Annotated in this window: 29 protein-coding genes; 14 read left to right on the top strand and 15 right to left on the bottom strand. The window is 69.2% G+C overall.

The features are described from left to right. Positions 1-1,172: 1,172 nt before the first annotated feature. From OIE74_RS38535 to OIE74_RS02425, 3 genes are all read left to right on the top strand, one after another. Complete coding sequence (locus OIE74_RS38535) at positions 1,173-1,523, top strand: SUKH-4 family immunity protein (RefSeq protein WP_443076002.1); 351 nt, start codon at positions 1,173-1,175, stop codon at positions 1,521-1,523. 309 nt (positions 1,524-1,832) lie between these two features. Further along, entirely contained in the window at positions 1,833-2,168 is a 336-nt protein-coding gene (locus OIE74_RS02430) for an ArsR/SmtB family transcription factor (RefSeq protein WP_329377890.1), read from the top strand. Beyond that, positions 2,168-2,881, top strand: coding sequence for a cation transporter (locus OIE74_RS02425; RefSeq protein WP_329377888.1), 714 nt, complete (start codon positions 2,168-2,170; stop codon positions 2,879-2,881). Before OIE74_RS02430 ends, OIE74_RS02425 begins: the two co-directional genes overlap by 1 nt. A gap of 47 nt (positions 2,882-2,928) precedes the next feature. Here OIE74_RS02425 and OIE74_RS02420 read toward each other — a convergent pair whose 3' ends face one another. Genes OIE74_RS02420 through OIE74_RS02410 form a run of 3 tightly spaced genes read right to left on the bottom strand, consistent with a single transcriptional unit; the run spans position 2,929 to position 4,445 of the window. Then, positions 2,929-3,594 (bottom strand): dihydrofolate reductase family protein, encoded by a 666-nt coding sequence (locus OIE74_RS02420; protein WP_329377886.1) that lies wholly within the window; start codon positions 3,592-3,594, stop codon positions 2,929-2,931. Beyond that, positions 3,594-4,100, bottom strand: coding sequence for an SRPBCC family protein (locus tag OIE74_RS02415; protein ID WP_329377884.1), 507 nt, complete (start codon positions 4,098-4,100; stop codon positions 3,594-3,596). Before OIE74_RS02415 ends, OIE74_RS02420 begins: the two co-directional genes overlap by 1 nt. A 3-nt stretch (positions 4,101-4,103) precedes the next feature. Continuing rightward, positions 4,104-4,445, bottom strand: a complete 342-nt coding sequence (locus OIE74_RS02410; RefSeq protein ID WP_329377882.1) for an ArsR/SmtB family transcription factor — start codon at positions 4,443-4,445, stop codon at positions 4,104-4,106. A gap of 173 nt (positions 4,446-4,618) precedes the next feature. Between OIE74_RS02410 and OIE74_RS02405 the strand changes: the two genes are divergently transcribed. Then, a complete protein-coding gene (locus OIE74_RS02405) occupies positions 4,619-5,284 on the top strand; it encodes a maleylpyruvate isomerase family mycothiol-dependent enzyme (protein ID WP_329377880.1) in 666 nt (221 codons plus the stop codon). A gap of 150 nt (positions 5,285-5,434) precedes the next feature. Here OIE74_RS02405 and OIE74_RS02400 read toward each other — a convergent pair whose 3' ends face one another. Continuing rightward, positions 5,435-6,349 carry an MBL fold metallo-hydrolase gene (locus tag OIE74_RS02400; RefSeq protein ID WP_329377878.1) on the bottom strand — a complete coding sequence of 305 codons (915 nt, stop codon included), beginning with the start codon at positions 6,347-6,349 and terminating at the stop codon, positions 5,435-5,437. Positions 6,350-6,493: 144 nt separating this feature from the next. Here OIE74_RS02400 and OIE74_RS02395 point away from each other — a divergent pair, with 144 nt between their 5' ends. Continuing rightward, positions 6,494-7,159, top strand: coding sequence for a TetR/AcrR family transcriptional regulator (locus OIE74_RS02395; protein ID WP_329377876.1), 666 nt, complete (start codon positions 6,494-6,496; stop codon positions 7,157-7,159). A gap of 35 nt (positions 7,160-7,194) precedes the next feature. Here OIE74_RS02395 and OIE74_RS02390 read toward each other — a convergent pair whose 3' ends face one another. The 3 genes from OIE74_RS02390 to OIE74_RS02380 all read right to left on the bottom strand — a co-directional run bounded on the left by OIE74_RS02390 (position 7,195) and on the right by OIE74_RS02380 (position 9,709). Beyond that, positions 7,195-7,818, bottom strand: a complete 624-nt coding sequence (locus tag OIE74_RS02390; protein ID WP_329377874.1) for a CE1759 family FMN reductase — start codon at positions 7,816-7,818, stop codon at positions 7,195-7,197. Positions 7,819-7,840: 22 nt separating this feature from the next. Further along, on the bottom strand, positions 7,841-8,956 hold the full coding sequence (locus OIE74_RS02385; RefSeq protein ID WP_329377872.1) for an LLM class flavin-dependent oxidoreductase: 1,116 nt from the start codon (positions 8,954-8,956) through the stop codon (positions 7,841-7,843). A gap of 183 nt (positions 8,957-9,139) precedes the next feature. Further along, positions 9,140-9,709, bottom strand: coding sequence for an FABP family protein (locus OIE74_RS02380; RefSeq protein ID WP_329377870.1), 570 nt, complete (start codon positions 9,707-9,709; stop codon positions 9,140-9,142). A gap of 169 nt (positions 9,710-9,878) precedes the next feature. On the opposite strand from OIE74_RS02380, the gene htpX reads away from it, so the two are divergent. Together htpX and pspAB are read left to right on the top strand one after the other, a co-directional pair. Further along, entirely contained in the window at positions 9,879-10,784 is a 906-nt protein-coding gene (gene htpX, locus OIE74_RS02375) for a zinc metalloprotease HtpX (RefSeq protein ID WP_329377868.1), read from the top strand. A gap of 40 nt (positions 10,785-10,824) precedes the next feature. After that, positions 10,825-11,409, top strand: coding sequence for a PspA-associated protein PspAB (gene pspAB, locus OIE74_RS02370; RefSeq protein ID WP_329377866.1), 585 nt, complete (start codon positions 10,825-10,827; stop codon positions 11,407-11,409). A 50-nt stretch (positions 11,410-11,459) separates the two neighbouring features. Here pspAB and OIE74_RS02365 read toward each other — a convergent pair whose 3' ends face one another. Further along, positions 11,460-11,873 carry a MerR family transcriptional regulator gene (locus OIE74_RS02365; protein WP_329377863.1) on the bottom strand — a complete coding sequence of 138 codons (414 nt, stop codon included), beginning with the start codon at positions 11,871-11,873 and terminating at the stop codon, positions 11,460-11,462. 158 nt (positions 11,874-12,031) lie between these two features. On the opposite strand from OIE74_RS02365, the gene OIE74_RS02360 reads away from it, so the two are divergent. Then, positions 12,032-13,105, top strand: a complete 1,074-nt coding sequence (locus tag OIE74_RS02360) for an alkene reductase (protein ID WP_329377862.1) — start codon at positions 12,032-12,034, stop codon at positions 13,103-13,105. A 91-nt stretch (positions 13,106-13,196) separates the two neighbouring features. Here the strand turns inward: OIE74_RS02360 and OIE74_RS02355 are convergent, their stop codons facing one another. Beyond that, a complete protein-coding gene (locus OIE74_RS02355) occupies positions 13,197-13,436 on the bottom strand; it encodes a hypothetical protein (protein WP_329377860.1) in 240 nt (79 codons plus the stop codon). A 297-nt stretch (positions 13,437-13,733) separates the two neighbouring features. Here OIE74_RS02355 and OIE74_RS02350 point away from each other — a divergent pair, with 297 nt between their 5' ends. From OIE74_RS02350 to OIE74_RS02330, 5 genes are all read left to right on the top strand, one after another. After that, positions 13,734-14,381 carry a TetR/AcrR family transcriptional regulator gene (locus OIE74_RS02350; RefSeq protein WP_329377858.1) on the top strand — a complete coding sequence of 216 codons (648 nt, stop codon included), beginning with the start codon at positions 13,734-13,736 and terminating at the stop codon, positions 14,379-14,381. A gap of 165 nt (positions 14,382-14,546) precedes the next feature. Continuing rightward, positions 14,547-15,824: an NAD(P)/FAD-dependent oxidoreductase gene (locus OIE74_RS02345; protein WP_329377856.1), complete on the top strand. Its 1,278-nt coding sequence runs from the start codon at positions 14,547-14,549 to the stop codon at positions 15,822-15,824. A gap of 61 nt (positions 15,825-15,885) precedes the next feature. Then, positions 15,886-17,115: a cytochrome P450 gene (locus OIE74_RS02340; protein WP_329377854.1), complete on the top strand. Its 1,230-nt coding sequence runs from the start codon at positions 15,886-15,888 to the stop codon at positions 17,113-17,115. A 38-nt stretch (positions 17,116-17,153) separates the two neighbouring features. Beyond that, entirely contained in the window at positions 17,154-17,348 is a 195-nt protein-coding gene (locus OIE74_RS02335) for a ferredoxin (RefSeq protein WP_329377852.1), read from the top strand. Between the two features lie 149 nt (positions 17,349-17,497). Further along, positions 17,498-17,941 (top strand): DUF7144 family membrane protein, encoded by a 444-nt coding sequence (locus OIE74_RS02330; protein WP_329377850.1) that lies wholly within the window; start codon positions 17,498-17,500, stop codon positions 17,939-17,941. 52 nt (positions 17,942-17,993) lie between these two features. Here the strand turns inward: OIE74_RS02330 and OIE74_RS02325 are convergent, their stop codons facing one another. Next, positions 17,994-18,398: a DUF5997 family protein gene (locus tag OIE74_RS02325; RefSeq protein WP_329377848.1), complete on the bottom strand. Its 405-nt coding sequence runs from the start codon at positions 18,396-18,398 to the stop codon at positions 17,994-17,996. Positions 18,399-18,456: 58 nt separating this feature from the next. Between OIE74_RS02325 and OIE74_RS02320 the strand changes: the two genes are divergently transcribed. Continuing rightward, on the top strand, positions 18,457-19,287 hold the full coding sequence (locus OIE74_RS02320) for a LysR family substrate-binding domain-containing protein (RefSeq protein ID WP_329377846.1): 831 nt from the start codon (positions 18,457-18,459) through the stop codon (positions 19,285-19,287). Positions 19,288-19,440: 153 nt separating this feature from the next. Here OIE74_RS02320 and OIE74_RS02315 read toward each other — a convergent pair whose 3' ends face one another. The 5 genes from OIE74_RS02315 to OIE74_RS02295 form a co-directional block, all read right to left on the bottom strand. Continuing rightward, positions 19,441-19,917, bottom strand: coding sequence for an SRPBCC family protein (locus OIE74_RS02315; RefSeq protein WP_329377843.1), 477 nt, complete (start codon positions 19,915-19,917; stop codon positions 19,441-19,443). A 9-nt stretch (positions 19,918-19,926) separates the two neighbouring features. Next, positions 19,927-20,754: a PrsW family intramembrane metalloprotease gene (locus OIE74_RS02310; RefSeq protein WP_329377842.1), complete on the bottom strand. Its 828-nt coding sequence runs from the start codon at positions 20,752-20,754 to the stop codon at positions 19,927-19,929. Between the two features lie 130 nt (positions 20,755-20,884). After that, positions 20,885-21,670 (bottom strand): SAM-dependent methyltransferase, encoded by a 786-nt coding sequence (locus tag OIE74_RS02305; protein ID WP_329377839.1) that lies wholly within the window; start codon positions 21,668-21,670, stop codon positions 20,885-20,887. 158 nt (positions 21,671-21,828) lie between these two features. Continuing rightward, complete coding sequence (locus OIE74_RS02300; protein WP_329377838.1) at positions 21,829-22,899, bottom strand: hypothetical protein; 1,071 nt, start codon at positions 22,897-22,899, stop codon at positions 21,829-21,831. Positions 22,900-22,988: 89 nt separating this feature from the next. Continuing rightward, positions 22,989-23,813 (bottom strand): aldo/keto reductase, encoded by an 825-nt coding sequence (locus OIE74_RS02295; protein ID WP_329377836.1) that lies wholly within the window; start codon positions 23,811-23,813, stop codon positions 22,989-22,991. Positions 23,814-23,972: the final 159 nt, after the last annotated feature.

The raw sequence follows: 23,972 nt of genomic DNA, 5'->3' as shown, positions 1-23,972 counted from the left end.
CCCCGTGGCTCCGGCTGCCGTCGAACCAAGGGCATGTACGCGCGGCTGTACGGCCCCGACGCGTTCAGGTGATCAACAGGTCCGTGGGTGGCGGCGGCGCGGGTGCGGTCGACATCGACACGCTGACCCCGGCCACGGCCACGGCCACGGCCACGCCCACCACGGGCACGGTGAAGGTGACCGGGTCGCACTACGCGCGACCTTCACAGCGCAGGCGGGCGAGTGCGTCTCGCTGGGGGTGTCGGCGACCGGCTTCACCGGCCACGTACGCATGGAGTACGACACCGCGGTACTGCCCGACGCGGGGACGTACGCCCTCGCCGCGCTGGCAAGATCGGCTATGTGCTGGCCCCTGTCGACAAGAGGGACACGCACCGTCGGGCACGGCGATCGTCGATGAGAAGAGCGTCTCGACCGGGAAACCGGCCGCGTTCCCGCTGACCGCGCTTCCGGCGCACGCGGCCTCGACTGGTCGCGAGCATGCGTGGACGGTTCCCACGTGCGCGCGAAAAGGGGGAGCCGCGACCGGTCCGTCGCCGGTCGACCGGCGCAACAAGGACTCCGTTCACGAGCAGGAGCGGATCATGGGCGAACGGCACGGGGCTGGTGTACGTCCGCAGGTCATCAGCCGCCGTCCAGGCTCGTCGCTCCCGGGTCTCCTCAGACGACGTATCCTCGCTGCCTGCTCTGCGCCGTCCGGCAGGGTGGGGTCGCCTCACAACTTTCACCAGGAAAGAGGAAGAAGGAATGGTAGCTGATAGCCCTGTGGTTGCATTCCTGGCGAAAATCGAGCACGGATGTCTAATCTTGCGGGACGCGGGAAGTGACGACGACGTCAGCGACTGGGACCCGGCGTCGAGCAGCTGGTACAGAGAGGGAAGTTCACTCATCTTCAGCGTTCAGGCCGGTGTCGACGGTCCTGTCGAATGCGAGGTATGGAAGTCGGCTCCGCCTGTGGTGCTTCCTGCGAACCTCTTTGAGGTGTCACTGCCATGTCCGTCCGGGTGGCTCGTATTGCACGACGCGAACGAATGCGCCCGAATGCAATTCACGGGATTCCGTGGCTCCGTAATCTGTTCGGTAATGGTGGATGATTCGCAATTTCCGTCAAAGGTTCAGATTTTGCTGAGAGGGGAAGGTCGTGGGCGTTGTTAAGGAGGCTGTGATCACAGTTGCAGGGCTGGAGGCTTCCTGATCGGGGCAAGCTTTCCTTGTTGTCGTACGGACTCCCACTGGCCAGAGCGGACGACCTGATGGGAATCCTGGGCGGCTTTCAAGAGTCCGCGCAGCCGGAGTCCGGCCCGGATGGCTTGAGGCTCTACCTGCTGGGAAGTTACTGCTCAGCGAAACTTGGCGCAGTGGGGAGTAGTGGTGATGTTCTCGCCCTTCCGGGGCGCTCGGATATGCACCCCCTGATGCATTCGCTCTATCCATCCGGCATTTCTCCCGCGCCCGTCGGCTCATCGATCGACCGATTTGTTGAATGTGCTTGGCGATGGCGCTGGATATCAAGAGCTCTGTAGTTAAGTGCTGGAGCGATTCGAGGCTATTGATCCATCGATCAGGCTCATGCTGGATTCTGGCCAGATGTGATTATCGACGTCTGGTGAGAGGCGGCCGGGCTGTGGCGCAGGAGGGCCTCTGACTCGTTCAGGGCAACGCCGGTGTCGCCACGTGAGCGTGGGAAGCGCCTGGAGGGCGAGGTGCTGGTGAAGTGCCTTCGTCGCTCGTGCGCGCGTACGTACCGATGCGGCCGGGCGCGGGTTCAGCCCGCCGCATCAGGCTTTGAGTTCATGGTTTCGTGAATCCACAGATCTGTGTATGGTCGGCGTGTGCTGAACCTTGTGTCCGACATCGAGGTGCTGGCCCGCTTTGGGCGTGCGCTGGCCGATCCCATCCGTTGCCGTCTGCTGCTCGCGTTGCGGGAAGCACCGGCGCATCCGTCCGACCTGGCCGATGAGCTGGGCATTTCGCGTACCCGGTTGTCGAACCATCTCGCCTGTCTGCGGGACTGCGGCCTGGTGGTCGCCGTTCCGGTCGGGCGGCGGATTCGGTACGAGTTGGCCGATGAGCGGCTGGGGCATGCCCTGGACGATCTGCGTTCCGTCGTGGTGGCCGTGGCAGAGGGGCGTACGTGCCCGGACGCCGCGGAGAAGGACTGCTGCTGATGGCTGCTCAGATATCCCTCGACTCCCTGTCGTCGGCGCGGCGCGACATCCTGGCTCGCCGCATCAGGCTGTTGGTCGCTGCCACGATCGTCTACAACGTGATCGAGGCGGTCGTCGCGATCACCGCCGGCACCTTGGCCTCCTCCACGGCGTTGATCGGCTTCGGCCTGGACTCCGTCGTAGAGGTGTCGTCAGCAGCTGCTGTGGCGTGGCAGTTCTCCGCGCGCGAGCACTCCGTACGGGAAGCACGGGAGAAGAGGACGCTGCGGATCATCGCCGTGTCGTTCTACGCGCTCGCCGCCTACGTGAGCGTGGACGCGGTTCGGGCCCTGGCCGGGGGTGGGGAGGCTGACGGTTCGGTCCCCGGCATCGTGCTGGCCGCGTTGTCGTTGGCGATCATGCCGTTTCTCTCCGCCGCACAGCGCCGGGCCGGGCGCGAGCTGGGGTCGGCTTCCGCCGTCGCTGATTCCAAGCAGACCCTGCTCTGTACGTATCTCTCCGCCGTCCTCCTGGTGGGTCTGCTGGCCAACGCCACCCTGGGCTGGTCATGGGCGGACCCGGTGGCTGCTCTCGTCATCGCGGCCGTCGCGATCAAGGAAGGCAGGGAGGCCTGGCGCGGCGACGGGTGCTGTGCCCCCGTGGTGGTCGCCGGGACTGACGCGAGGACTGAAAGCGGGTATGCCTGCGGCTGCGCGCGCGGGTGCGCCTGCTGAAACCGACACCCCGTGGTGGCCCGCCGATTCAGGCGCGTGCGCCGTGGCTACCGTGGGCGCACTGCGTAGGTCAGGTGCGTCACCCGCCGCGTCGGCTCCGCGCGGACCGGCTCCAGCGCGACCCTGGACGCGTCCACGCCGTCGAACAGGCGGGTTCCGGAGCCGAAAAGCACCGGTGACAGCGTGATCGAGAACTCGTCGACCAGGCCGGCGTTCAGGTGCTCCAGGATCGTCGCGCCGCCGCCGGCGATGCGGACGTCGCGGTCGCCGGCGGCGGCGCGGGCCTGGTCGAGGGCGTGCTCGATGCCGTCGTTGACGAAGTGGAACGTGGTGCCGCCGGGCCGCTCCCACGGATCACGCTTGGTGTGCGTCACGACGAAGACCGGGGTGTGGAAGGGAGCCTCCTGCGGCCATGTCTGCTCGCCGAGGTCGAACATGCGCTTTCCCATGACGCTCGCGCCGGTGCGTTCGAACGTCTCCCGCGCGATGTCGTTGTCGCGGCCCTCCTCGCCGCCCTCACCCAGCTTCAGGTTCTCCCGGAAGAATCGCAGCGGAAACGCCCACTGTTGCAGTTCCGTCCACTGCGCCATCCAGTGCTGAACGTCGGGGTCGTCCTGCTTGTCGGGCGCGAGGAAGTCGTCTACGGGCACGGACTCGGGCGCGATGAAGCCGTCCAGCGACATCGACACGCTGAAGAACACCTTCCCGGCCATCAGCCCTCCGCCTCCTTCCGTACGAGGTCGGCGACGTAGGCCGCCAGGTTGCTCAGGGTCTGCCGACCGCCCTCGATCGCGTGGTACTTCTCGACCGCCTCGTCGCGCAGTTCCTTGGTGGGGAACACCGTTTGCATCTCGATCCGGGTCGCCGCGCCGTCCGGCGCGAAGGTCAGGACCGACTCGAAGGCGTTCGGGTCGTCGCGGGTCTCGCCGTGCAGCAGCGCGATCCGCTCCGGCGGGGTGATCCGCAGCCAGCGGATCCACTCGGAGTAGTCGGTCCCGTCCGGCCCGTGCAGCACGAAGACCCACTCCCCGCCCTCGCGGAACTCGAAGGACCGCGTCGTGGTGGTGAACCCCTCCGGACCCCACCACCGCGACAGGTGCCGCACCTCGGTGAACGCCTTGAACACCAGCTCCCGCGGGGCGTCGATGACCCGGGAGATCACGATCTCCCGGTCGGCCCCCGCCGGCTCCGCCCGCGATTCCTGCCTTGCCCCTGCCATCGGTCATTCCTCCTGCTGTGTCTGTTTGAGGTCCTGGACGTAGGTGTCCAGCCGGTCGAAACTCTCGTTCCAGAACCGCTCGAATCCGCCGACCCACTCGTGGACCGGCCGCAGCCCGTGGGCCTCCAGGCCGTAGAGGCGCTGCTTGCCCGCCTCGCGGACCCGCACCAGCCCCACCTCCCGGAGCACCCGCAGGTGCTTGGACGTCCGCGGCTGGCTTATCCCCAGCTCCTGGGCCAGCTCGGTCACCGGCCGCTCACCCGCCCGCAGCAGCGCCAGAATGTCCCGGCGCTGCGGCTCGGCGATCGCGTTGAACGCGTCCGACGTCGTCGCTGCTCGTGCCATGGCAGCCATCATATTCCCATATCGGAATACGTCAAGCCGGTGGGGGATCGGGTGACCCTGGTCCGGAGCTCGACCGTCGAGAAGGTTGAACGACGGGCGATGACTTTGCCCCGGGCGAAGAGTCTCCTGTTCGACGCGATGCGGAGCGCGACCTCGAACAGGAGACTCTTCCGGTGACTGATTCGGAACTGACAGCGGACCGAGCCCGAAGGGCCGGGGTCTGGCCCTTGATTCATGCCGAGCGAGCGGCGCTGGCCGCCGATCTCGCGGACCTGACCGACGAGCGATGGGCGATACGGTCGCTGTGCGACGACCTGACGGTGCGCGAGGTACTGGCCCATCTCACCTCAGGCGCGAGCCTCAACTCCGTGCGGTGGCTGGCGGGTGTGATCCGCTGCCGGTTCGACTTCGACAAACAGGTGGCCATGCGGCTCGCCGAGCAGCTGGGCGCGAACCCGGCCGAGACGCTTGAGCGATTTCGGCGGATCGTTCCGAGTACGACCAAGCCTCCCCTCCCGGCCCTGGCCATGCTGGGTGAGACGGTCGTCCATGCGGAGGACATCCGGCGCCCGCTGGGCATCCGCCGCGATCACCCGATCGAAGTCGTGACGCGGGTGGCCGAGTACTACCACGGTACGGACCTCGTGGTCCTTGCCAAGGGACGTATCGGTGGCCTGCGACTCGTCGCGAACGACGGTCACTTCACGACGGGTTCGGGGCCGCTCGTGTTCGGCTCGACCGTGGCCCTGGTGATGGCCATGACCGGGCGCGCGGCGTACTGCGACGACCTGGAAGGCGACGGTGTCGGCCTCCTCCGTGAGCGCTGCGGACAGGCGTGACGGCGATCAGCGACGTACAAGGCCGTCGGACCGCGCCCCCTCACCGGTGAGCCGAGTGGGGCCGGGCCGGCTCTTCGGCCTGAACTGCCCCCTCGCGCCCCGGAGTCCGGACCGGAGTCGCCACCCTGTGCGGAACGCCGCACAGGGCCGTTACCGGCCCGCCGCGTAGAACGCCTGAACCGCGAGGCTGATCCACTCCGGGTGCTCCCAGGTGGTCCAGCGGGCACGCGCCGCCTTGTCGATCGTGGTCACCGCCTCGTCCACGGACACGCCGCCCGCGCGCAGGCGCCCGACCTCGTCGCGTACGTGGGCCAGGTAGTCGCGTACGTCGCGGATCAGCGAGGTGTCCGCCACCTCGCCGTGGCCGGGGACGACGATCTCCGCGTCGAGAGCGGCGAGTTGGTCGAGCACGGTGATCCAGCGCGCGCCGTCGACGTCGGTGTCGTACGGCGGGAAGTACGGCGTGATCGGGAAGATACGGGTCTCCAGCAGGTCCCCGCCGAACAGGACCCGGCCGTCGATCAGCACGGTCTGGTCGGAGGCGGTGTGCGCGGGGCCGACCGTGCGCAGTACGGCCGTACGGCCGCCGAGGTCGATCTCGGCCCGGTCGTCGTACACGAGGTCGGGGTCGACCAGCTCGATGTCTTCGAGTTGGGTGGCGACCGCCGGGCTCATGCCCCGGAACATGTCGATGTACGCCGGGCCCTTGCGGTGCAACTCGTCGCGCTGGCCACGGTTGTAGACGATCGTGGCGGCGCCCTTGAACGCCTGGGCGCCGAAGCCGTGTTCGGGGTGGAAGTGCGTGATGGTCAGATACAGCGGCAGGTCGCCGGCCAGACGCCGGGCGTGCTCCAGGACCCGGGCTCCGTTGCGGGGACCCATGCCGGTGTCGATGATCAGTGCGGCTTTCTCTCCCACGACGATGCCGACGTTCGGTACGAGCTCCACGCGGCGGTCGGGGATCACGAAGACACCGTCCGAGACCTGGACCGGTTCGCCGCTCACGATCGGCGGCTCTCCGCTCGCCTCGGGCGCACCTTGAGGGTCGATGCTCTGCGTGCTCACCGAATCGCTCGCCGAATCGTTCAGCGAACCACTTACCGAAGCCTCTGAAGGGCACATGGCACCGCACTCCAATCTGATCAATGTTCAGATGATGTGCCGCGAATGTAGCATCAATCTGAGCACCGCTAAGACTAGGATCGCGCCATGGCAAGAACGCACTACCACCACGGAGAACTGCGGAACGCGTTGCTCGACGCCGCCGAGACGCTGGTACGCGAACGTGGCGTCCACGGCTGGTCGTTGCGCGAGGCGTCGGCGCGGGTCGGGGTCAGTTCCAGCGCCGCCTACCACCACTTCGACTCACGCGACGCGCTGGTGCGCGCGCTGACGCGGCGCGTGCTCGCCCGGCTGGGCGAACGCCTGGTCCAGGCCGTTGCCGCGGTGCCCCCCGGCGAGTCCGACCCCCAGCGCCGCCTGGTCGCCCTCGGGCGCGGTTACGTCGAGTGGGCCGTGGCTGACCCCTCGGTCGGCCGGCTGGTCTTCGGCGCCGGGGTGTCCGGTTCAGGCGACGAGATCTCGCCCCATCCGCACGAGGTCCTCGACCAGGAACTCGACCGGCTCACCGAGACCGGCGGACTGCCCGCTTCCTCGCGTCCCGGAGCCGACTTCGTGCTCTGGGCCGCCATCCACGGGCTCGCGACGCTGCTCATCGACGGGCTGGCCCGGGTGGACGACAGCCCGGAGGCCGCGGCTCGCGAGGCGGAGCGCGTCGTACGGGTCGTTCTCGGCGGACTGACCCGGGAGGCCGTGCCGGACGAGGGCTGGCCGGCCGTGCGCTCCCTCCACACGGAGCGCCGCGCCGACGAGTAGGGCGCGGCTCCGTGTACCTCCTCGGGCCGACGGCCTCAGGACCCGTCGCCCCTCAGGAGTTGTTCCATCGCGGTGGCGTCCTCGCTGAAGGAGTCACGCCTGCGGTGGGGGCCGCAACCCTGCACCAGGCGGGCGTAGTCGGCCGCGGCGGCGGCGATGCGGTCGCGCAGGACCGCCCCGTTCGACTGGGCGCCGAAGTCGTCCGTCGCGGCGTACACGCCCCGCGACGACACCAGGGCGTGGAGATAGGAGAACATCGGCCGCAGCGCGTGTTCGAGGACGAGGGAGTGCCGTTCGGTGCCGCCGGTCGCGCCCATGAGGATGGGCATGTCCGACAGCGTGTCCTCGGGGAGCACGTCGAAGAAGGACTTGAACAGCCCGCTGAAGGAAGCGTTGAACGCCGGGGTGACCGCGATGACAGCGTCGGCGTCCGCGACCGTGCCGAACGCCTTCTCCAGCGGGGCGGACGGGAATCCGCTGAACATCGCGTCGATGATGGCGTGTCCCAGAGGGCGCAGCTCGACGAACGAGGACTCGACCCTGACCCCGGCGCCGGCGAGTTCCGTGCGTACCGCTGCCTCAAGCCGGTTGGCGAGCATGCGTGTTGACGACGGCTCGCGCAGTCCGCCGGTGATGATCGTGAGTTTGGTCGTCGTCACGTCATCCATCCTCCAACTCCCGTCAGGATTCGGTGGGTTCCTTGGTGTTTCCCGCATCACGCGCCCGCAGGAGCGACTGGTGCGTAGGGGCGTCCGGCGCTTCGGGGGAGCGGCCGACGGTGAACTCCTTGCGGAGCACCGGCACCACCTCTTCCCCCAGGAGGTCGAGCTGTTCGAGCACCGTCTTGAGCGGCAGTCCCGCGTGGTCGAGAAGGAACAACTGGCGCTGGTAGTCGCCCGCGTACTCCCGGAAGCCCAGCGTCTTCTCGATCACCTCCTGCGGGGAGCCGACCGTGAGGGGTGTGAGCGAGGTGAACTCCTCCAGCGACGGACCGTGCCCGTACACGGGCGCGTTGTCGAAGTACGGCCTGAACTCCCGTACGGCGTCCTGGCTGTTACGGCGCATGAACACCTGTCCGCCCAGGCCGACGATGGCCGTCTCCGGTGCGCCGTGGCCGTAGTGCGCGAAGCGCTGCCGGTACATGTCCACCATCGTCCGTGTGTGCGACGCGGGCCAGAAGATGTGGTTGGCGAAGAATCCGTCGCCGTAGTACGCGGCCAGTTCCGCGACCTCGGGGGTCCGGATGGAGCCGTGCCAGACGAACGGCGGGATGCCGTCCAGCGGGCGGGGAGCGAGGGTGAAGCCCTGGAGGGGCGAGCGGAGCTTGCCCTCCCAGTCGACGACCTCCTCGCGCCACAGCCGGCGCAGCAGGCCGTAGTGCTCGACGGTCAGTGGGATGGCCTTGCGGATGTCCTGGCCGAACCACGGGTAGACCGGCCCGGTGTTCCCGCGTCCCAGCATCACGTCGGTCCGTCCGCCGGACAGATGCTGCAGGACGCTGAAGTCCTCGGCGATCTTCACGGGGTCGTTGGTGGTGATCAGCGTGGTCGACGTCGACAGGATGATCCGCTCGGTCTGCCCGGCGATGTAGCCGAGCAGGGTCGTGGGTGAGGACGGGACGAAGGGCGGATTGTGGTGCTCACCCGTGGCGAAGACGTCGAGGCCGACCTCCTCCGCCTTACGGGCGATGGTCACACTGGCCCGGATCCGTTCGGCCTCGGTGGGGGCACCACCGGTGGTCGGATCGGGGGTCACATCACCGACGGTGAAGATTCCGAACTGCGTCCCGGTCGTCATGTCACGACACCTCTCAGCTCGCGCGGGAGCCGCTCGGGCGCCCTGGTATCGGTTGCGGCGCGCGGCACCCGCCCCCGTGGCCTCCGTAGCCTCACAAACCAATTCATTTCTACCCAATGAGGCCGGTGCCGAATCCGGGCCATCTTCAGGCGCCGGAGAGCCCGCCCCTCCCGGGGCGAGCCCCTATTCGAGGCCGACGGGCCCCCGGGCTGCCGTCGTGCGTCGCAGCCGGGCCGAGAGATGGTGTTGCAGCGGCCGGCCCACCGCCGCGAGGTCGTGGACGAACGTGAGCGCGTCGTCGTCCGTCAGGGTGTAGCGGCGACGCGTGGCGTCGACCTCCTTGGCGGTGGGGGTGCGGGCCACCTCGTGGGTGGCGAGGTCGACCGTGTTGCCGGCGGCCTGGCCCACCGAGATCTCCGCGATGCCGGTGGGCTGGGTGATCAGCGCCTCCACCCGGCCGTCCGGCTGGAGCCGCCACCAGCCGCTCTCCCGGGCCGACGGGCGCAGCGGCGCCCCGTCGGCGTCGAGCAGCCAGGCCCGGGTCTCGTAGCGGAGGAAGGGGCGGCCGTCGTGGCTGAAGGTGATCTCCTGGGCGTAGCTGAAATCCTCGGTGAGCGTGGGGTATTCGCCGCGTCCCCGGCCGCTCCAGGTGCCCAGAAGCCCGAGCACGGGCGCGAGCAGTGGATGCGGTGCGGGCGCCTCGTCCGGTCGGTGGGTGTCGGGGTACGGGTGCTCTGGTACGAGGTCGAACACGGTTCGCGCTCCTGGAGTCGGGGCCTGTGCCGCGTCGAAGCCTAGGCCGCCGGACGCGGCTCCGGGGAGCCGTCGTGGCCCGGCCCGTGCCGTGCATACATTCCATTTACGACGTTTCAACGCGATGAGGAGGAAAATGGCAAGTGTAGAGAAGTGATGGAGGCGAGAGATGTCCCAAACCCGCTACACCAAGGACCGCGGCCTGACCACGCGCATGGTGACCACCATGTTCCTGATCGGTCTGCTGTACGTGGTCCTGGTCGGTGTGCTGCTTGCCGTGCTGGGGAAGTTCTGGCCGGTGATCCTGATCATCGCCGGTGGCCTGTTCGTCGCGCAGTTCTGGTTCAGTGACAAGATCGCGGCCTTCGGCATGGGCGCGCGCGAGGTCACTCCGGAGCAGGCGCCCGAGCTGCACGGCGCCGTTGACCGTATCTGTGCGCTGGCCGACATGCCGAAGCCCAAGGTGGCGATATCGGAGAGTGACATACCGAACGCCTTCGCCACCGGCCGGAGCGAACGCAGCTCACTCGTCTGCGCCACCACCGGCCTGCTCCGCAGACTGGAGCCGGAGGAGCTGGAGGGCGTCCTCGCCCACGAGATGTCGCACGTCGCGCACCGCGACGTCGCTGTCATGACCATCGCGTCGTTCCTGGGTGTGCTGGCGGGCCTGATGACCCGGATCGCGCTCTGGAGCGGACTGTCACGAAGCGCCAGCAACGCCGGGCCCGCCGGCATCGCCATCCTGGTGATCCCGCTGGTCAGCGCGGTGGTGTACGCGATCGGCTTCCTGCTCACGCGACTGCTCTCCCGCTATCGCGAGCTTTCCGCCGACCGCACCGCTGCCCTGCTCACCGGCAGGCCATCGGCTCTGGCGTCGGCGCTGACCAAGGTGGACAGCCAGATGGCGCGGATCCCGACCAGGGACCTGCGGAAGGCGGAGCCGTACAACGCCTTCTTCTTCGTGCCGGCCTTCTCCTCCCGCGAGAGCCTGGGGCGGCTGCTGTCCTCGCACCCGACCCTCCAGCAGCGGCTGGACCAGCTCGCCCGGATGTCCGCCGAGCTCGCCCGCCCGTGACCCGTCCGTCCCCCCGTCGTCACCGTGAGGAGCTGGTCCCGTGGGCCTTCTCGACACCATCCTGGGCCGGAGCAAACCGGTCCGGCCCGATCTCGACCAGCTCTTCGCGCTCCCGTCCGCCGCGCTGACCCTCCAGGCCGGAGCCGGCTACACGCCGACCGGCCTGGGCTCGGTCTGTTTCGCCGGCGTCGAGGGCGGCGGCTTCGCCCGGATCCGCCAGGACGTACAGGAACTGCTCGACGCGGACACCGGCGAGGGCGGCCACCCGGTGGAGTTCAGCCAGGATTCGTACGGGTACACCTGGCTGCTCTCCCGACAGGCGCCCGACGACACGGCCGGGCTGGTCAATGATCTGCACGCGGTCAACACACTGCTCCAGGACGGCGGGTTCGGCCCGCAGCTCCTCTGCTCGCTGATCAGTTTCCGTGACGCGGAACAACGGCCGCTCGCCCTCGTCTACCTCTACAAACGCGGCAGCTTCTACCCCTTCGCGCCCCGGCCCGGTGACGCCGAGAAGCGGGACAACCAGCGAGAGCTCCAGGTCAGAGCGATCGTCGGGGACGATCTGCGGATCGAACCCGACCTCGCCCGCTGGTTCCCCGTCTGGGGCGCGCCGGGGCTCTGACCCGCGCCCACCGCCCCTTCACCGATTCAGGCCGTACTTCAGGCCGTACTTCAGGCCGTACAGCGCTCGAGAACAGCCGTGGTCGAGTGCGCGGGCGCAGGCGTTCGCATCCGCTCGCGGTACTCCCGGGCCGTCGCCACCAGCGCGTCGAGGGCCTCCCTCGTACGCATGAGGTCGTCGATGTGCTCGGAGAGCCGTTCGCGTTCCTGTGCCATCCGCTCCAGCGCCGCGTCCGAGTTCACCTCGCTGGGCGCGTCGACGCACGGCAGCAGCTCGTAGATCGTCCGGCTGGAGAGCCCCGCCGCGTACAGCCGCTGGACGAACGCGACCCGCTCGACCTCGCTGTCCGTGTAGTGCCGCTGCCCACTGGGGCTGCGGGTGCTGGCGAGCAGCCCCTGCTCCTCGTAGTAGCGCACCGATCTGACGCTGACTCCGGCGCGCGAGGCGAGTTCACCGATCCGCACAAGGCCCTCCCGATGCTGTCCTGTGTCTTGTGCCCTGTGTCGTGCGTCACAAGGCTTGCCTCTGACGTCGATGTGAGGTTTTAGCGTAACCGCAGTGCTCGAAACCCGGGCACGGCGCATCTCGCATCTCGCACCTCGCATCGCGAAGGAGTCCTGACGTGACGACCCTCTTCACCAGTTACCGGCTCGGCGGCCTCACCCTGCCCAACAGGGTGGTCATGGCCCCGATGACCAGGGTCCGCGCGGCGGCCGATGGGCTGGCCACGCCGTCGATGGCCGCCTACTACGCCCAGCGGGCCACGGCCGGGCTGATCGTGAGCGAAGGGGTCCAGCCGAGCGCGATCGGGCAGTCCAACCCGGGCACCCCCGGACTCCACACCGACGAGCAGGTCGCCTCGTGGCGCCCCGTGACCGCCGCCGTCCACGCCAACGGCGGGCGGATCTTCGCCCAGATCATGCACGGCGGACGGGTCTCGCATCCCGACACCATCGGTACGCGGCCGGTCGGCCCCTCCGCCGTCCCCGCCGTCGGCGACGTATTCACGCCTACCGGGCCCCAGCCCGCGCCGACGCCGCGCGCACTGGACACCGCCGAAGTGCCCGAGCATGTACGGTCGTACGCCCAGGCAGCCCGCCGTGCCACCGACGCCGGCTTCGACGGCGTCGAACTGCATGGCGCCAACGGCTACTTGATCTCGCAGTTCCTCTCCTCCAACGCCAACCTGCGCACCGACGGCTACGGCGGCTCGGTCGCGAACCGGATCAGGTTCGCCGTCGAGGCGGCTGCCGCCACCGCCGACGCCATCGGCGGGCACCGGACCGGCATCAGGCTCTCCCCGGGCGGGACGTTCTGGGGAGTCGAGGAGAAGGACGTCAGCGAGCTGTACGCCGCACTGCTGACCGAGCTGGCCCAACTCGACCTGGGGTACGTCCACATCGAGGCCACCACCGACGAAGAGGTACTGGTCGCCCTGCGCCGGGCCTGGCCGGGCACCCTCGTCATGAATCCCACCCTCCCGATGGGACCGAAGCAGGCCGGCAGGGACGACGCCGACCACTGGCTCGGGCTGGGCGCCGACCTCATCAGTTTCGGCCGCGCCTTCATCGCCAACCCCGACCTCGTCGAGCGGCTGCGCGCCGGACTGCCGATCGCGCCCGTCGACGAGGCCACGTACTACCAGGGCGGTGACGCGGGCTATCTGACCTACCCGGCCCACGAGTACGCGGCCTGAGGCGACGGCCGAGGCGCCGCCGCGTCGGTGAGAACGGCCACCGGCCTCCCGTGGATCACCACGGGAGGCCGGCGACTGCGTACGGGGGGCTTTACAGGTTGTTGCCGAAGATCACGTTGTTGTTGAAGCTGTCGTTGATGACGACGCTGTCCTTGATGAGGACGTTGTCCTTGATCACGGTGGAGACGAACTCGCTGTCCACGATGTAGTTGCCGCGGTCGTGCTTCTTGCCGTACTCCTCGGCGTGCTCACTGGCGGAGGCGGCGCCCGCGCTGCCGAGAATGGCGACGGCGGCGAGAGCGGTGGCGGCAACTGCTGTACGGATACGCATGAATCTACTCTTTCTGGGTGTTGTGCGGGAAATGCCGGACACTGCACCCATAGACGCCCGGGCCCCTCGATAACCGGCCGACGGGGCAGACCACTCCGATGCCGGGCAGGGCCTCGCCCCGTCGGCCGGTCGGCCGTTCTTGGGGGAGGGCCGACCGGGTGGATCGGCACGAAGGGCGAAATTAAGTCAGTCGCTTGCTTTAGTTCGGGGAGGGGAGTTCACTGATCACGTACTCGAAGCCGACCCCGAGGAGGTTCGATGAGTGGCCCCCAGTCAGGTGCCGGTACCCTCGTGCCCGTGAGAGGGAAGACCGGCCGGGGGGAACGGGCCGACGCGACGCGGGAGTTGATTCTCGCTACGGCGGAGCGGCTGTTCGCCGAGCACGGTGTCTTCGCGGTCTCCAACCGTCAGGTCAGCGAAGCGGCCGGACAGGGCAACAACGCCGCGGTCGGCTACCACTTCGGTACGAAGACGGATCTCGTACGGGCGATCGCACGCAAGCACGCCGAGCCGGTCGAAGAGCTCCGGCAGCGGATGGTGGCCGAGGTCGGGGAATCGCCCGGCGTACGGGACTGGGTGGCCTGCCTCGTACGCCCGAGCACCAATCATCTCGCCGAGCTCGGCAGCCCCACGTGGTACGCCCGGTTCACCGCACAGGCGATGACCGACCCCGGGCTGCGCGAGATCATGGTCCACGAGTCTCGCACCGCCCCCTCGCTGCGCCGGATCATCCAGGGGCTCGACGAGTGCCTGTCGGATCTGCCGGCCGAGGTACGGGCCGAGCGCAGTGACATGGCCCGGCAGCTGATGGTGCACATCTGCGCCGAACGGGAGCGGGCGCTCGCGCTCGGTACCGCCACGCCACGGTCGAGCTGGTACGGCGCCGGGACCGGTCTGATCGACGCGATCGTCGGGCTCTGGCTGGCCCCCGTCTCCCAGCCCTGATCACCACTCGCACCTGAGGATATTTCGGGCCGTTCCGGCCTGGCCTTGAACCCCTGGCCCTCTCATGCCCGGACTGGCTGCTCGCCCGCCCCGTGGGCGCTGATGAGGCCACCCCCTGCGACCCCCACGTTCCTCACCGAACCGCAGACGGAGGAGTTCCGAACGATGAAAGCAACGGTGGAGCGGACACCGCTCCCCACGGGCCGTGAGGCCGCCGACGTGCTGGTGGTCGGCGCGTCCGCCGCCGGGCTGAGCACCGTGGAGGCGTTACGGCGCCAGGGCTACGCGGGCAGGGTGACCGTGCTGGGCGCGGAGACACACGCGCCGTACGACCGGCCACCGCTGTCGAAGCAGGTTCTCGCCGGCGTCTGGGATCCCGACCGGGCCCAACTGCGGTCGCGGGAGGCGCTGTCTGCACTGGAGGCCGAGTTCATCCTGGGCGAGCCGGCGGTCGGTCTGGACGCGGCGACCCGCACGGTACGCACCGCATCCGGCCACACGCTGAGTGCCGACGCCGTGGTCGTGGCCACCGGAACGCGCCCCCGCACCTTTCCGGGCCAGGCCGGTCTGGCCGGGGTTCACGTACTGCGCACCCTCGATGACGCGCTCGCTCTCCGCGACGCACTTCGCGCCGCGCTTCTGGACTCGGCCCGGCTCGTCGTCGTGGGCGACGGAGTGCTCGGCGCCGAGATCGCCGCCACCGCCCGCACCATGGGCCTGGACGTTACCGTCGCCGGACCTCAGCACGCGCCCATGGCGAGCCAACTGGGCCCCCGTGTCGCCGGCTTGCTCGCCGAACTGCACACCGGGCGCGGGGTACGCCTGCGGCCGGGCGCTGGTGTCCGCGGGCTGGTCGGGAGCGCGGGCGCCGTCACCGGCGTCGGTCTCGACAGCGGCGAGGTACTGCCCGCGGATCTCGTCGTGGTGGCGATCGGCGCCGACCCGGTGACCGGGTGGCTCCAGGACAGCGGCCTTCGGGTGGACAACGGGCTTGTCTGTGACTCCCGTTGCCGGGCGGGCGAAGGCGTGTACGCCGTCGGGGACGTGGCGCGCTGGCATCACGACCAACTCGGCGCGCTGCTACGGCTGGAGAACCGGACCAACGCCGGCGAGCAGGCCATGGTCGTCGCCGCCAACATCCTTGGTGGCGACCGGGCTTACACGCCGGTGCCGTACTTCTGGACCGACCAGTTCGACACGAAGGTCCAGGTGCACGGCTTCATTCCGACCGGCGCCGACGCCGAGACCGATGCGGATGCGGACGCCGGGATGACCGTCGTGGACGGAGACCCGGCGACCGGACGATTCGTCGCGCGGTACCGACACGCCGGCAGGGTCACCGGAGTTCTCGGCTGGAACATGCCCAAGCAGACCCGCCTTCGCCGCCAGGACGTCGCCGACGCGCTCGCCGACGGACCGGCGCGGGCCACCGCCCTGCGCTGACGGGCCCGTCCCCCCCCACAACCACAACTCCCCACAACACACCCCCCTTTGGAGCGGAGACATGACCAACACCGTCGAATCCGTGGGCGAAAGCCCGGCCGCCGTACCCGAGTTCCCGATGACCCGAGCCGCCCGCTGCCCGTTGGACCCGCCGCCGACCGCGGTCGCCAAGCAGAAGGAGGCCCCGCTCACCAAGGTCCGGCTCTGGGACGACAGCACCCCCTGGCTGGTGACGCGCTACGCCGAACAGCGCGCCCTCCTCGCCGATCCCCGGGTCAGCGCCGACATCAACCGCCCCGGCTATCCGCTCCAGGTACCGCTCCCTCCCGGTGGCGCGGGGGCCAGCTTCATCCTCATGGACGACCCCGAGCACGCCCGGCTGCGGCGCATGGTGACGGCGCCCTTCGCCATCAAGCGGGTGGAAGCGCTGCGACCCGCCGTCCAGCGGATCGTCGACGAGCTCATCGACGACATGCTCGCCGGTCCGAAACCCGTCGACCTGGTGGAGGCGTTCGCGCTACCGGTGCCCTCGCTGGTGATCTGCGAACTGCTCGGGGTCCCCTACAGCGACCACGACTTCTTCCAGGACAACAGCAAGGTCATCATCAAGCGGGACGCCGACCCCGAGGACCGGCTCGGTGCCCAGAGCGCGCTGCTCGGCTATCTGGACGACCTCATGGGCCGGAAGATCGCCGCCCCCACCGACGATCTCCTGTCCGGCCTGGCCGAGCGCGTGACGGCGGGGGAGCTGACCCGGAGCGAGGCGGCGCAGATGGGGGTGCTGCTGCTGATCGCCGGACACGAGACCACCGCGAACATGATCGCGCTCGGTACGCTCGCGCTGCTCGAACACCCCGCCCAACTCGATCTCCTGCGGGACTCCGACGATCCCAAGCTGGTCGCCTCGGCCGTCGAGGAGCTGCTGCGCTACCTCAACATCGTCCACAACGGCCGTCGCCGGGTCGCGCTCGAAGACATCGACATCGCCGGTGAACACATCCGTGCCGGCGACGGGCTGATCATCGCCAACGACATCGGCAACCGCGACCCCGACGCCTTCCCCGACCCCGACCGCCTCGATATCGGGCGCGACGCCCGCCACCACGTGGCCTTCGGCTTCGGCGTCCACCAGTGTCTGGGCCAGCCGCTGGCCCGGCTGGAACTCCAGGTCGTCTACAGCACCCTCTACCGGCGTGTCCCCACCTTGCGGCTTGCCACCGACATCGGCCAACTCCCGTTCAAGCACGACGGGAACGTGTACGGGGTCTACGAACTGCCCGTCACCTGGTGATCCGCACCGCCCGACCCAACCCCACCGAAGGAGCCCTCATGAAGATCACCCTCGACCAGGACCGGTGCGTCGCGTCCGGACAGTGCGTCGTGGCCGCCGCCGATGTGTTCGACCAGCGTGACGAGGACGGCATCGCCGTACTCCTCAACGCCGAGCCTCCCGCCGATCAGGCCGCCGACACCCGTCATGCCGCGTCCGTCTGTCCGGCGCTCGCCATCCACATCCAGGAGTGATGCCACGCCGGTGTCACTCACCGGCATTCACCCTGGCATTCACTCGAACGGCGTAGTCCGGCTGGTAGTGGGAGCGGGAGCGGTGGATTGTCGGCCCCATGCCGGAGTGGTCCGGAGAGCGGGCCACCTGCGTGGCCGAGGAGGCTCTCATGGCACAGACCGCGTCCCCTTCGGGGGCTCATCAGACACCGCACCGCAGAAGCCACGGCGGGACATCGTGGGCGACGGGCGGGGCGATGTTCGCCGGAGTCCTGCTGTTCGTGGACGGTGTGCTGTCCGTTCTGAACGGTGTGGTCGCCATCGCGCGGGACAACGTGTTCTCGCTCACCGGCAGCTACACCTACCAGTTCACCCTGACCTCGTGGGGCTGGATCCATCTGGTGGTGGGCGTGCTTCTGATTCTCACCGGGCTCGGCATCATCCGCCGCGCGCCCTGGGCGCGGGTGATCGGGGTGGGCATGGCCGCCGTGAGTGTCGTGGCGAACTTCATGTGGCTGCCGTACCAGCCCGTCTGGGCGGTGGTCACCATCGCGATCGGCGTCTTCGTCATCTGGGCGCTGCTGACCGACCGCTCCAGGGCGGCGGTGCGGTAGCCACCCGTACGGCGAGCGGCCGGGTTCTGCCCGGCCGCGTCGTCGTCGCCCGTCAGGAACGCGGACGGCGGGCCTGGTCGTCCCGCTCCGCGTTCTTCTCCTTGATCCGCGCGGCTTCCTTCCGGACCTCGGCCTGCGTGGCGCGCTCCCGCCGCAGCCAGGAGGGAAGCTCCTCCTTGAGCGCCTCGATCTGCTCCGTGGTCAGCGCCTCGGTGACGCCGCCACGGGCGAGACCCGCGATGGAGACGCCCAGCCTGGCCGCGACCACCGGCCGGGGATGCGGACCGTCGCGCCGCAGTTCCAGCAGCCACTCGGGCGGGTCCGTCTGGAGTGCGTTCAACTCGGTGCGTGAGACGACACCCTCCTGGAAATCGGCGGGGGTGGCCTCAAGGTACACACCCAGTTTCTTCGCCGCAGTGGCGGGCTTCATCGTCTGGGTGGTCTGGTGCGACTTCATGGTGTCCAGACTATCGAGCGGGTAAGGGCCGTCCGACCACGACCGGTAGCCTGGCTGAGTGACAGGCTCGGAGGTACCCCTCGCGTCCCCCACGTTCCGGCTCGCGTACGTACCGGGGGTGATCCCCGGCAAGTGGGTGCGGATCTGGAACGAGCGGCTCCCCGACGTACCCCTGACCCTGACCACGATCGCCGCGGCCGACGCGGCGGATGCGCTGCGCGCGGGGGAGGCCGACGCGGGATTCGTACGGCTGCCGGTCGACCGGACGGACCTCAGCGCGATCCCGCTCTACACCGAGACGACGGTCGTCCTCGTACCGAAGGACCACCTCGTGGCCGCGGCGGACGAGGTGTCCGTCGCGGATCTGGCCGACGACATCGTGCTGCACCCCCTCGACGACACCCTCGACTGGGACGGCCCCCTGCCCGGACTGCCCGCGAAGCAGCGACCCGCCACGACGGGGGACGCCGTGGAGCTGGTGGCGGCAGGCGTGGGACTGCTCGTCGTCCCGCAGTCGCTCGCCCGCCTGCACCACCGCAAGGACCTCACCTACCGGCCGGTCTCCGACGCCCCCGAGTCGCGCGTCGCGCTGTCGTGGCCGGAGGAGCGGACCACCGATCTGGTCGAGGAGTTCATCGGGATCGTCCGGGGGCGCACCGTCAACAGCTCACGGGGCCGCCGCGCGGCCCCGGCGCAGGAGCAGCCGGGCTCATCGAAGGCCAAGCCGAAACCGAAGGCGAAGCGCTCGGACACGGCAGGCGCCCGCCGGAAGCCCGCCGCGGGCAAGTCGACGGGCAGGAATCCCCGGAGCGGCGGCTCGGGCGGCGGTACGGGGGGTACGGGCGGTACGAAGAGCGGCCGGCGCGGCAGACCGGGCCGCCGCTCCTAGAAGGTTCACCGGTCGGCGCGTCCCGGCCCCATGGTCTCGGTGCCGATCCCGGGCGCGGGCAAGTGACATGGCTGGTGTGTGCCTTTCCCCCGGTCGGCCGGGAGTTGACGGATCGGAGCGGCCGGCAGATCGTCAATCACCTCACGGCGCACATCAGTTGGACCCGGGGTCCGCGTCCCCTTCGACCAGCCTGGCGAGATTGTCCAGCGACATCCGTGTGCCCGTCTCGCTGTCGGCCGCCGGCACCGCGTCCGGGATCCCCTCGTGCAGCATGACGATCTCCGTACTGCCGTCGACATCCCTGAGCGTGGTCGTCATGGTCATGCTGCCGAGGAGCGCCGGGTCGGCGCTCTCGAACTCGATGACCTCCACCACCTGCTCGTCGGGCACCAGCCGTGCGAAGTGCCCGTGGTACGTGTCGGTCTGCTCCGCCGATTTCCCGGTGTCCGTCGGCGCGTCGTAGATGAGCGAGACACGGAACCGCCCGCCCTCGCGGTCGTCGAACTCGTGCACCTGGGTGGTCATCCCGTCCGGCGCCCGCCATTTCGCGACGGAGTCGGCGTCCAGCAGGGCGCGGTAGACGGCGGTACGCGGAGCCCGAACACGCCGGGAGATCTCGATCGAGTACATGAAATCAACCTAGGGTCTGTCGTTTGGATCAGGCCGAGGTGACTGCCTGACGTTCGGGGGCGTGCTGTGCCAGGTGAGTGTGTTGCTGCGGTGGAGTTCGTAGAAGAGCCAGCCCAGCGAGATCGCGGCCAGCAGGAAGTAGGTGAACCGGCTGGTGACACCGTCCCAGAGCGCGTGCAGCGCGACCGCGAGCAGGAAGGTGACCACGAGTTGTGTGGTCGCGGCGAAGGACCAGCGCGCCCCCACCGCCCCCCACAGCGCTCCGCAGATCAGCCCGGTCCACGCCATGTGCGCGGCGGGGGAGGTCAGTCCGCGCAGCAGCAGGGTCTGCTCGACGTCCCCGATGTTCCCCTGGGACTGCAGCAGCGCCGTGAACGCGTACCCCATGGTCTCCAGCGTGGCGAACCCCATGCCCGAAGCGACCCCGATCAGCAGTCCGTCCGAGACGTGTACGGTGCCCTGCCGCCACTGCCACAGCAGGATCAGCACCGGGACGATCAGCTTGCACGACTCCTCGATCAGGCCGATGCCGATCAGGGACGACGCGCCCAGGCCGCGGAGGGTCGCGAACTCCAGCCGTCCGGCGGTCACGATCCCGACCACACCGCCGAACAGCGCTGCGATCCCGAGCACGAACGGCCCGACCTGCCACTCGCCCGTACGCCCGGCGACGAACGTGAGGAAGGCGAGAGGGACGACGAGAGCGCCCAACAGGATCAGGGACGGTACGTAGTTGACGTTCCCGGTGTCGATCAGCGTGCTCTGCACCAGGAAATACAGCCCGATCCCGACGCCCAGAACGGGCAGCCATGCCCACTTGCGCATGGTCGTCGGCATCGACGGCACCTCGTTCTCACGTCGGCGGCGGGTCGGGCCACCGCAGCGTAAGCCGGACCGGGCCGTGCGCGAGGCAACGACCCGGCCGCGTCAGACGCTCTCACCGACGTCGGGGGACGTCGTGGCGCCGTTACGGGATGCGTGCCACGCCCGCGTAGATGCCGCTCATCTCCTGCTCGGGCGCGTCCGCGCGCTTGAACCACGCGGGCGCCGTCACCAGTCCGGGCTCGACCAGCTCAAGTCCGTCGAAGAACCGGCTCACCCCGGCGTGGGTACGGAAGCCCAGCCTGATGCCGCCCTTCGCGTACTCCGCGACGACCTTGTCCGACAGCTCGGGAAGCAGGTCGGAAGCGGCGTGCGACAGCACCAGATAGCTGCCCGACGGCAGCACGTCCACCAGGCTGGAGACGATCTCGTAGGGGCCCTGGTCGTCGGGCACGAAGTGCATCAGCGCGATGAGGGAGAGCGCGATCGGCTGGTCGAAGTCCAGGGTGGCGCGGGCGTACTGCAGTATTTCCTGCGGGTCGCGCACATCGGCCTGGATGTAGTCGGTGGTGCCTTCGGGGGTGCTCACGAGCAGGGCCTCGGCGTGCCGCAGGACGATGGGGTCGTTGTCCGCGTAGACCACCCGGGCCGTCGGCATGAGGGCCTGGACGATCTGGTGCAGATTGGGCTCGGTCGGGATGCCGGTGCCGATGTCCAGGAACTGGCTCACACCGTTGTCGGCGAGCCAGGCCGCCGCGCGGTGCATGAACGCCCGGTTCTGGCGGGCGCCGTCCGCCGATTCGGCCGGCAGCCGCTCGCCGACCTGGCGGTCGACCTCGTAGTTGTCCTTGCCGCCGAGTAGCCAGTCGTAGACGCGCGCAGGGTGCGGCTTGCTGGTGTCGACCTGAGGTTTGGGCGTCCCTGCCGTCATACGAAACTCCGATGGGTCGTGGCGGTACGACGGGAGGCGGTACGGCGTGTTCGCGCGCCGTCGCCGGGCTTCCCCGGACGTCACCGGCCGTCCGGGGAATTCTGCCACAGGCAAAGGGACTTGATCCGTCCGCGGTGGGTCGGGTGCTGTCCGGCCGCTCAGGCCATCGGCAGGCCCAGGCCGTAGAAGGTCACGCGGTACGCGCCCAGATCCCCGGCCTCGTTGCCTATGAGCAGGTCCTCGGGAGACACCACACCCATCGCACGCGCCGTCGCCACGATCGTCTCGGCCAGCGCCTGCCCGTCGGGCCGGCCCGGACCGCCCGCGTCGATCCGCAGCCGCGGGATGTCAGGGTCGGGCCAGGGCCTGCCGGTCGTCGGGTGCTCGGCAGCCGTGCCCCAGCCCAGCGAGGCCGGGTCCACGGACTCGTCCGCGAACGAGGCGAGCATCAGCCGGTCACCGCAGTCGATGTCGAACAGGATCGGCGCGCCCTTGCCCTCGATCCGGCCGTAGATCGGCATCCACATCGGGGTCCGCAGCGCGGTCGTCTCGGCCGGAAGCGTCGTCAGGAAGTCGGCGAGCGCCCTGGTCATTGTCTCCCAGCCGCGGACCCGCCAGCCGCCGGGGAAGGTGAGCCCGCCGTTCGACCCGTCGGGCCGGAAGCCGAAGAAGCCGGTGATCGCGTGGTCGTCGTCGTAGCCCTGACGTACGAACCAGCTCTCGGCCGGGTCGGTGGGCTGAAGGACCAGTTCGGGTCCGGCCGGACCCGCGCGCAGCTCCAGGGTGTTCGACTCACCCCGCCAGCGCAGATACGGCGAGCCCCAGCTCGGCACGGGGCGCAGGAATGGCGCCAGCCTGCCGTGCACCCCCATGATCGACGCCTCGCCGAACGTGGCGGTGAGCTCGTCCTTGACCATCCGGAACGCCTCCGCCTGGGAGGCGGCGTCCGGCTCGGCGCGCCGTACGGGGATGGCCAGTTCGACATACGCTTCCCCACCCACGTACCGCTCCTCGTACTTCCCGACGGGCCGCAGCCGAGCGTCGCCGGTGGAGCGGCCGGTGACCACGGTCGGGCTGTCGCTCCAGCCCCAGCCGAGCCGGACGACCAGCGCCCGTGTCGCGTCCGACGTCCAGCCGCCGGTGTCCGCCGCGCGGAGGCGGACCGCCAGGGCCGCTACCGTCTCGTCCGTGGCGCTCTGTTGTGGTGCGCTGCCCCGCTGTTCGGTCATGCGACCGATCTTGCCGTACGAACCGGCGGATCTCAGCCGAGAGTTGCGGAGTTGGAACATCCATTACGGACCGGGCGGCGGGACGGGCGTCAGCCGTTGTTGTCCGGGTCAGGGCCGGTGCGCTCGTCGCGGTTCAGCGCCGCGATCTCGGCGATGTCGGCCTCGCCCAGCTCGAAGTCGAACAGGCCGAGGTTCTCCTGAACGCGTTCGCGTGTGACCGACTTGGGGAAGACGATGTCCCCTCGCTGGAGGGCCCAGCGGAGCGTGACCTGCGCGGGGGTCCGGCCGATGTCGTTCGCGATGCGGCCGACGACCGGGTCGTTCAGCACCATGCCCTTGGCGAGGGGGGACCAGGCCTCGGTGGCGATGTCGTGCTCGGTGTTGAACGCCCTGACCTCGTCCTGGGTCAGATACGGGTGGACCTCGACCTGGTTGACGGCGGGCACGATCACCGAGTTCTCCATCAGGCGGCGCAGGTGGTGCGGCTGGAAGTTGGAGACGCCGATGGCCCTGACGCGCCCGGACCGGTAGATCTCCTCCAGCGTCTGCCAGGCCTCCACGAAGTTCCCGGACTTGGGCCGCGGCCAGTGGATCAGAAAGAGGTCGATGTGGGCCAGCCCGAGGTCCTCAAGGCTCCGGTCGAACGCGGCGCGCGCGTCGGCGGCCTTGTGGAACTGGTTGTTCAGCTTGCTCGTCACGAAGATGTCGTCCCGGTCGATGCCGGAGTCGCGGATCGCTTCGCCGACCTCCTTCTCGTTGCCGTACATCTCCGCCGTGTCGATGTGCCGGTAGCCGCTCTCCAGCGCGGTCAGCGTCGCCTGACGGGTCTCGGCGGGCGGGATCTGGAAGGTGCCGAAGCCGAGCTGGGGAATCGTCACCCCGTTGTTGAGGGTGACGTCGGGTACGGCGTTCATGGTGGCTCCTTGAATGTGGTGCTTCGACAGCGGTGAGGGGTCGGCTGGGGCACAGCACCGCCTTCCCGATCGTATTGCCGGTAAAACAGCACATTGGGGCAAATACTCCAGTGGTGTCCTCGGGCGGGCCGGGTCCGACGGCGCGTCAGCCGGCTCGGT

It is taken from the genome of Streptomyces sp. NBC_01716, assembly GCF_036248275.1.
Lineage (GTDB): Bacteria > Actinomycetota > Actinomycetes > Streptomycetales > Streptomycetaceae > Streptomyces.
The sequence above is the reverse complement of the archived record's forward strand: the minus strand, read 5'-3'. Positions and strand labels throughout refer to the sequence as shown.

Excerpts from the sequence above, each read along its gene's own strand:
- OIE74_RS02310 (WP_329377842.1), bottom strand. The coding sequence starts at position 20,754 with ATGCCGACGACCATGCGCAAGTGGGCATGGCTGCCCGTTCTGGGCGTC.
- OIE74_RS02330 (WP_329377850.1), top strand. The coding sequence starts at position 17,498 with ATGGCACAGACCGCGTCCCCTTCGGGGGCTCATCAGACACCGCACCGC.
- htpX (WP_329377868.1), top strand. The coding sequence starts at position 9,879 with ATGTCCCAAACCCGCTACACCAAGGACCGCGGCCTGACCACGCGCATG.
- OIE74_RS02325 (WP_329377848.1), bottom strand. The coding sequence starts at position 18,398 with ATGAAGTCGCACCAGACCACCCAGACGATGAAGCCCGCCACTGCGGCG.
- OIE74_RS02340 (WP_329377854.1), top strand. The coding sequence starts at position 15,886 with ATGACCAACACCGTCGAATCCGTGGGCGAAAGCCCGGCCGCCGTACCC.
- OIE74_RS02345 (WP_329377856.1), top strand. The coding sequence starts at position 14,547 with ATGAAAGCAACGGTGGAGCGGACACCGCTCCCCACGGGCCGTGAGGCC.
- OIE74_RS02420 (WP_329377886.1), bottom strand. The coding sequence starts at position 3,594 with ATGGCCGGGAAGGTGTTCTTCAGCGTGTCGATGTCGCTGGACGGCTTC.
- OIE74_RS02415 (WP_329377884.1), bottom strand. The coding sequence starts at position 4,100 with ATGGCAGGGGCAAGGCAGGAATCGCGGGCGGAGCCGGCGGGGGCCGAC.
- OIE74_RS02295 (WP_329377836.1), bottom strand. The coding sequence starts at position 23,813 with ATGAACGCCGTACCCGACGTCACCCTCAACAACGGGGTGACGATTCCC.
- OIE74_RS02335 (WP_329377852.1), top strand. The coding sequence starts at position 17,154 with ATGAAGATCACCCTCGACCAGGACCGGTGCGTCGCGTCCGGACAGTGC.
- OIE74_RS02305 (WP_329377839.1), bottom strand. The coding sequence starts at position 21,670 with ATGACGGCAGGGACGCCCAAACCTCAGGTCGACACCAGCAAGCCGCAC.
- OIE74_RS02410 (WP_329377882.1), bottom strand. The coding sequence starts at position 4,445 with ATGGCACGAGCAGCGACGACGTCGGACGCGTTCAACGCGATCGCCGAG.
- OIE74_RS02395 (WP_329377876.1), top strand. The coding sequence starts at position 6,494 with ATGGCAAGAACGCACTACCACCACGGAGAACTGCGGAACGCGTTGCTC.
- OIE74_RS02385 (WP_329377872.1), bottom strand. The coding sequence starts at position 8,956 with ATGACGACCGGGACGCAGTTCGGAATCTTCACCGTCGGTGATGTGACC.
- OIE74_RS02300 (WP_329377838.1), bottom strand. The coding sequence starts at position 22,899 with ATGACCGAACAGCGGGGCAGCGCACCACAACAGAGCGCCACGGACGAG.
- OIE74_RS02355 (WP_329377860.1), bottom strand. The coding sequence starts at position 13,436 with ATGCGTATCCGTACAGCAGTTGCCGCCACCGCTCTCGCCGCCGTCGCC.
- OIE74_RS02425 (WP_329377888.1), top strand. The coding sequence starts at position 2,168 with ATGGCTGCTCAGATATCCCTCGACTCCCTGTCGTCGGCGCGGCGCGAC.
- OIE74_RS02315 (WP_329377843.1), bottom strand. The coding sequence starts at position 19,917 with ATGTACTCGATCGAGATCTCCCGGCGTGTTCGGGCTCCGCGTACCGCC.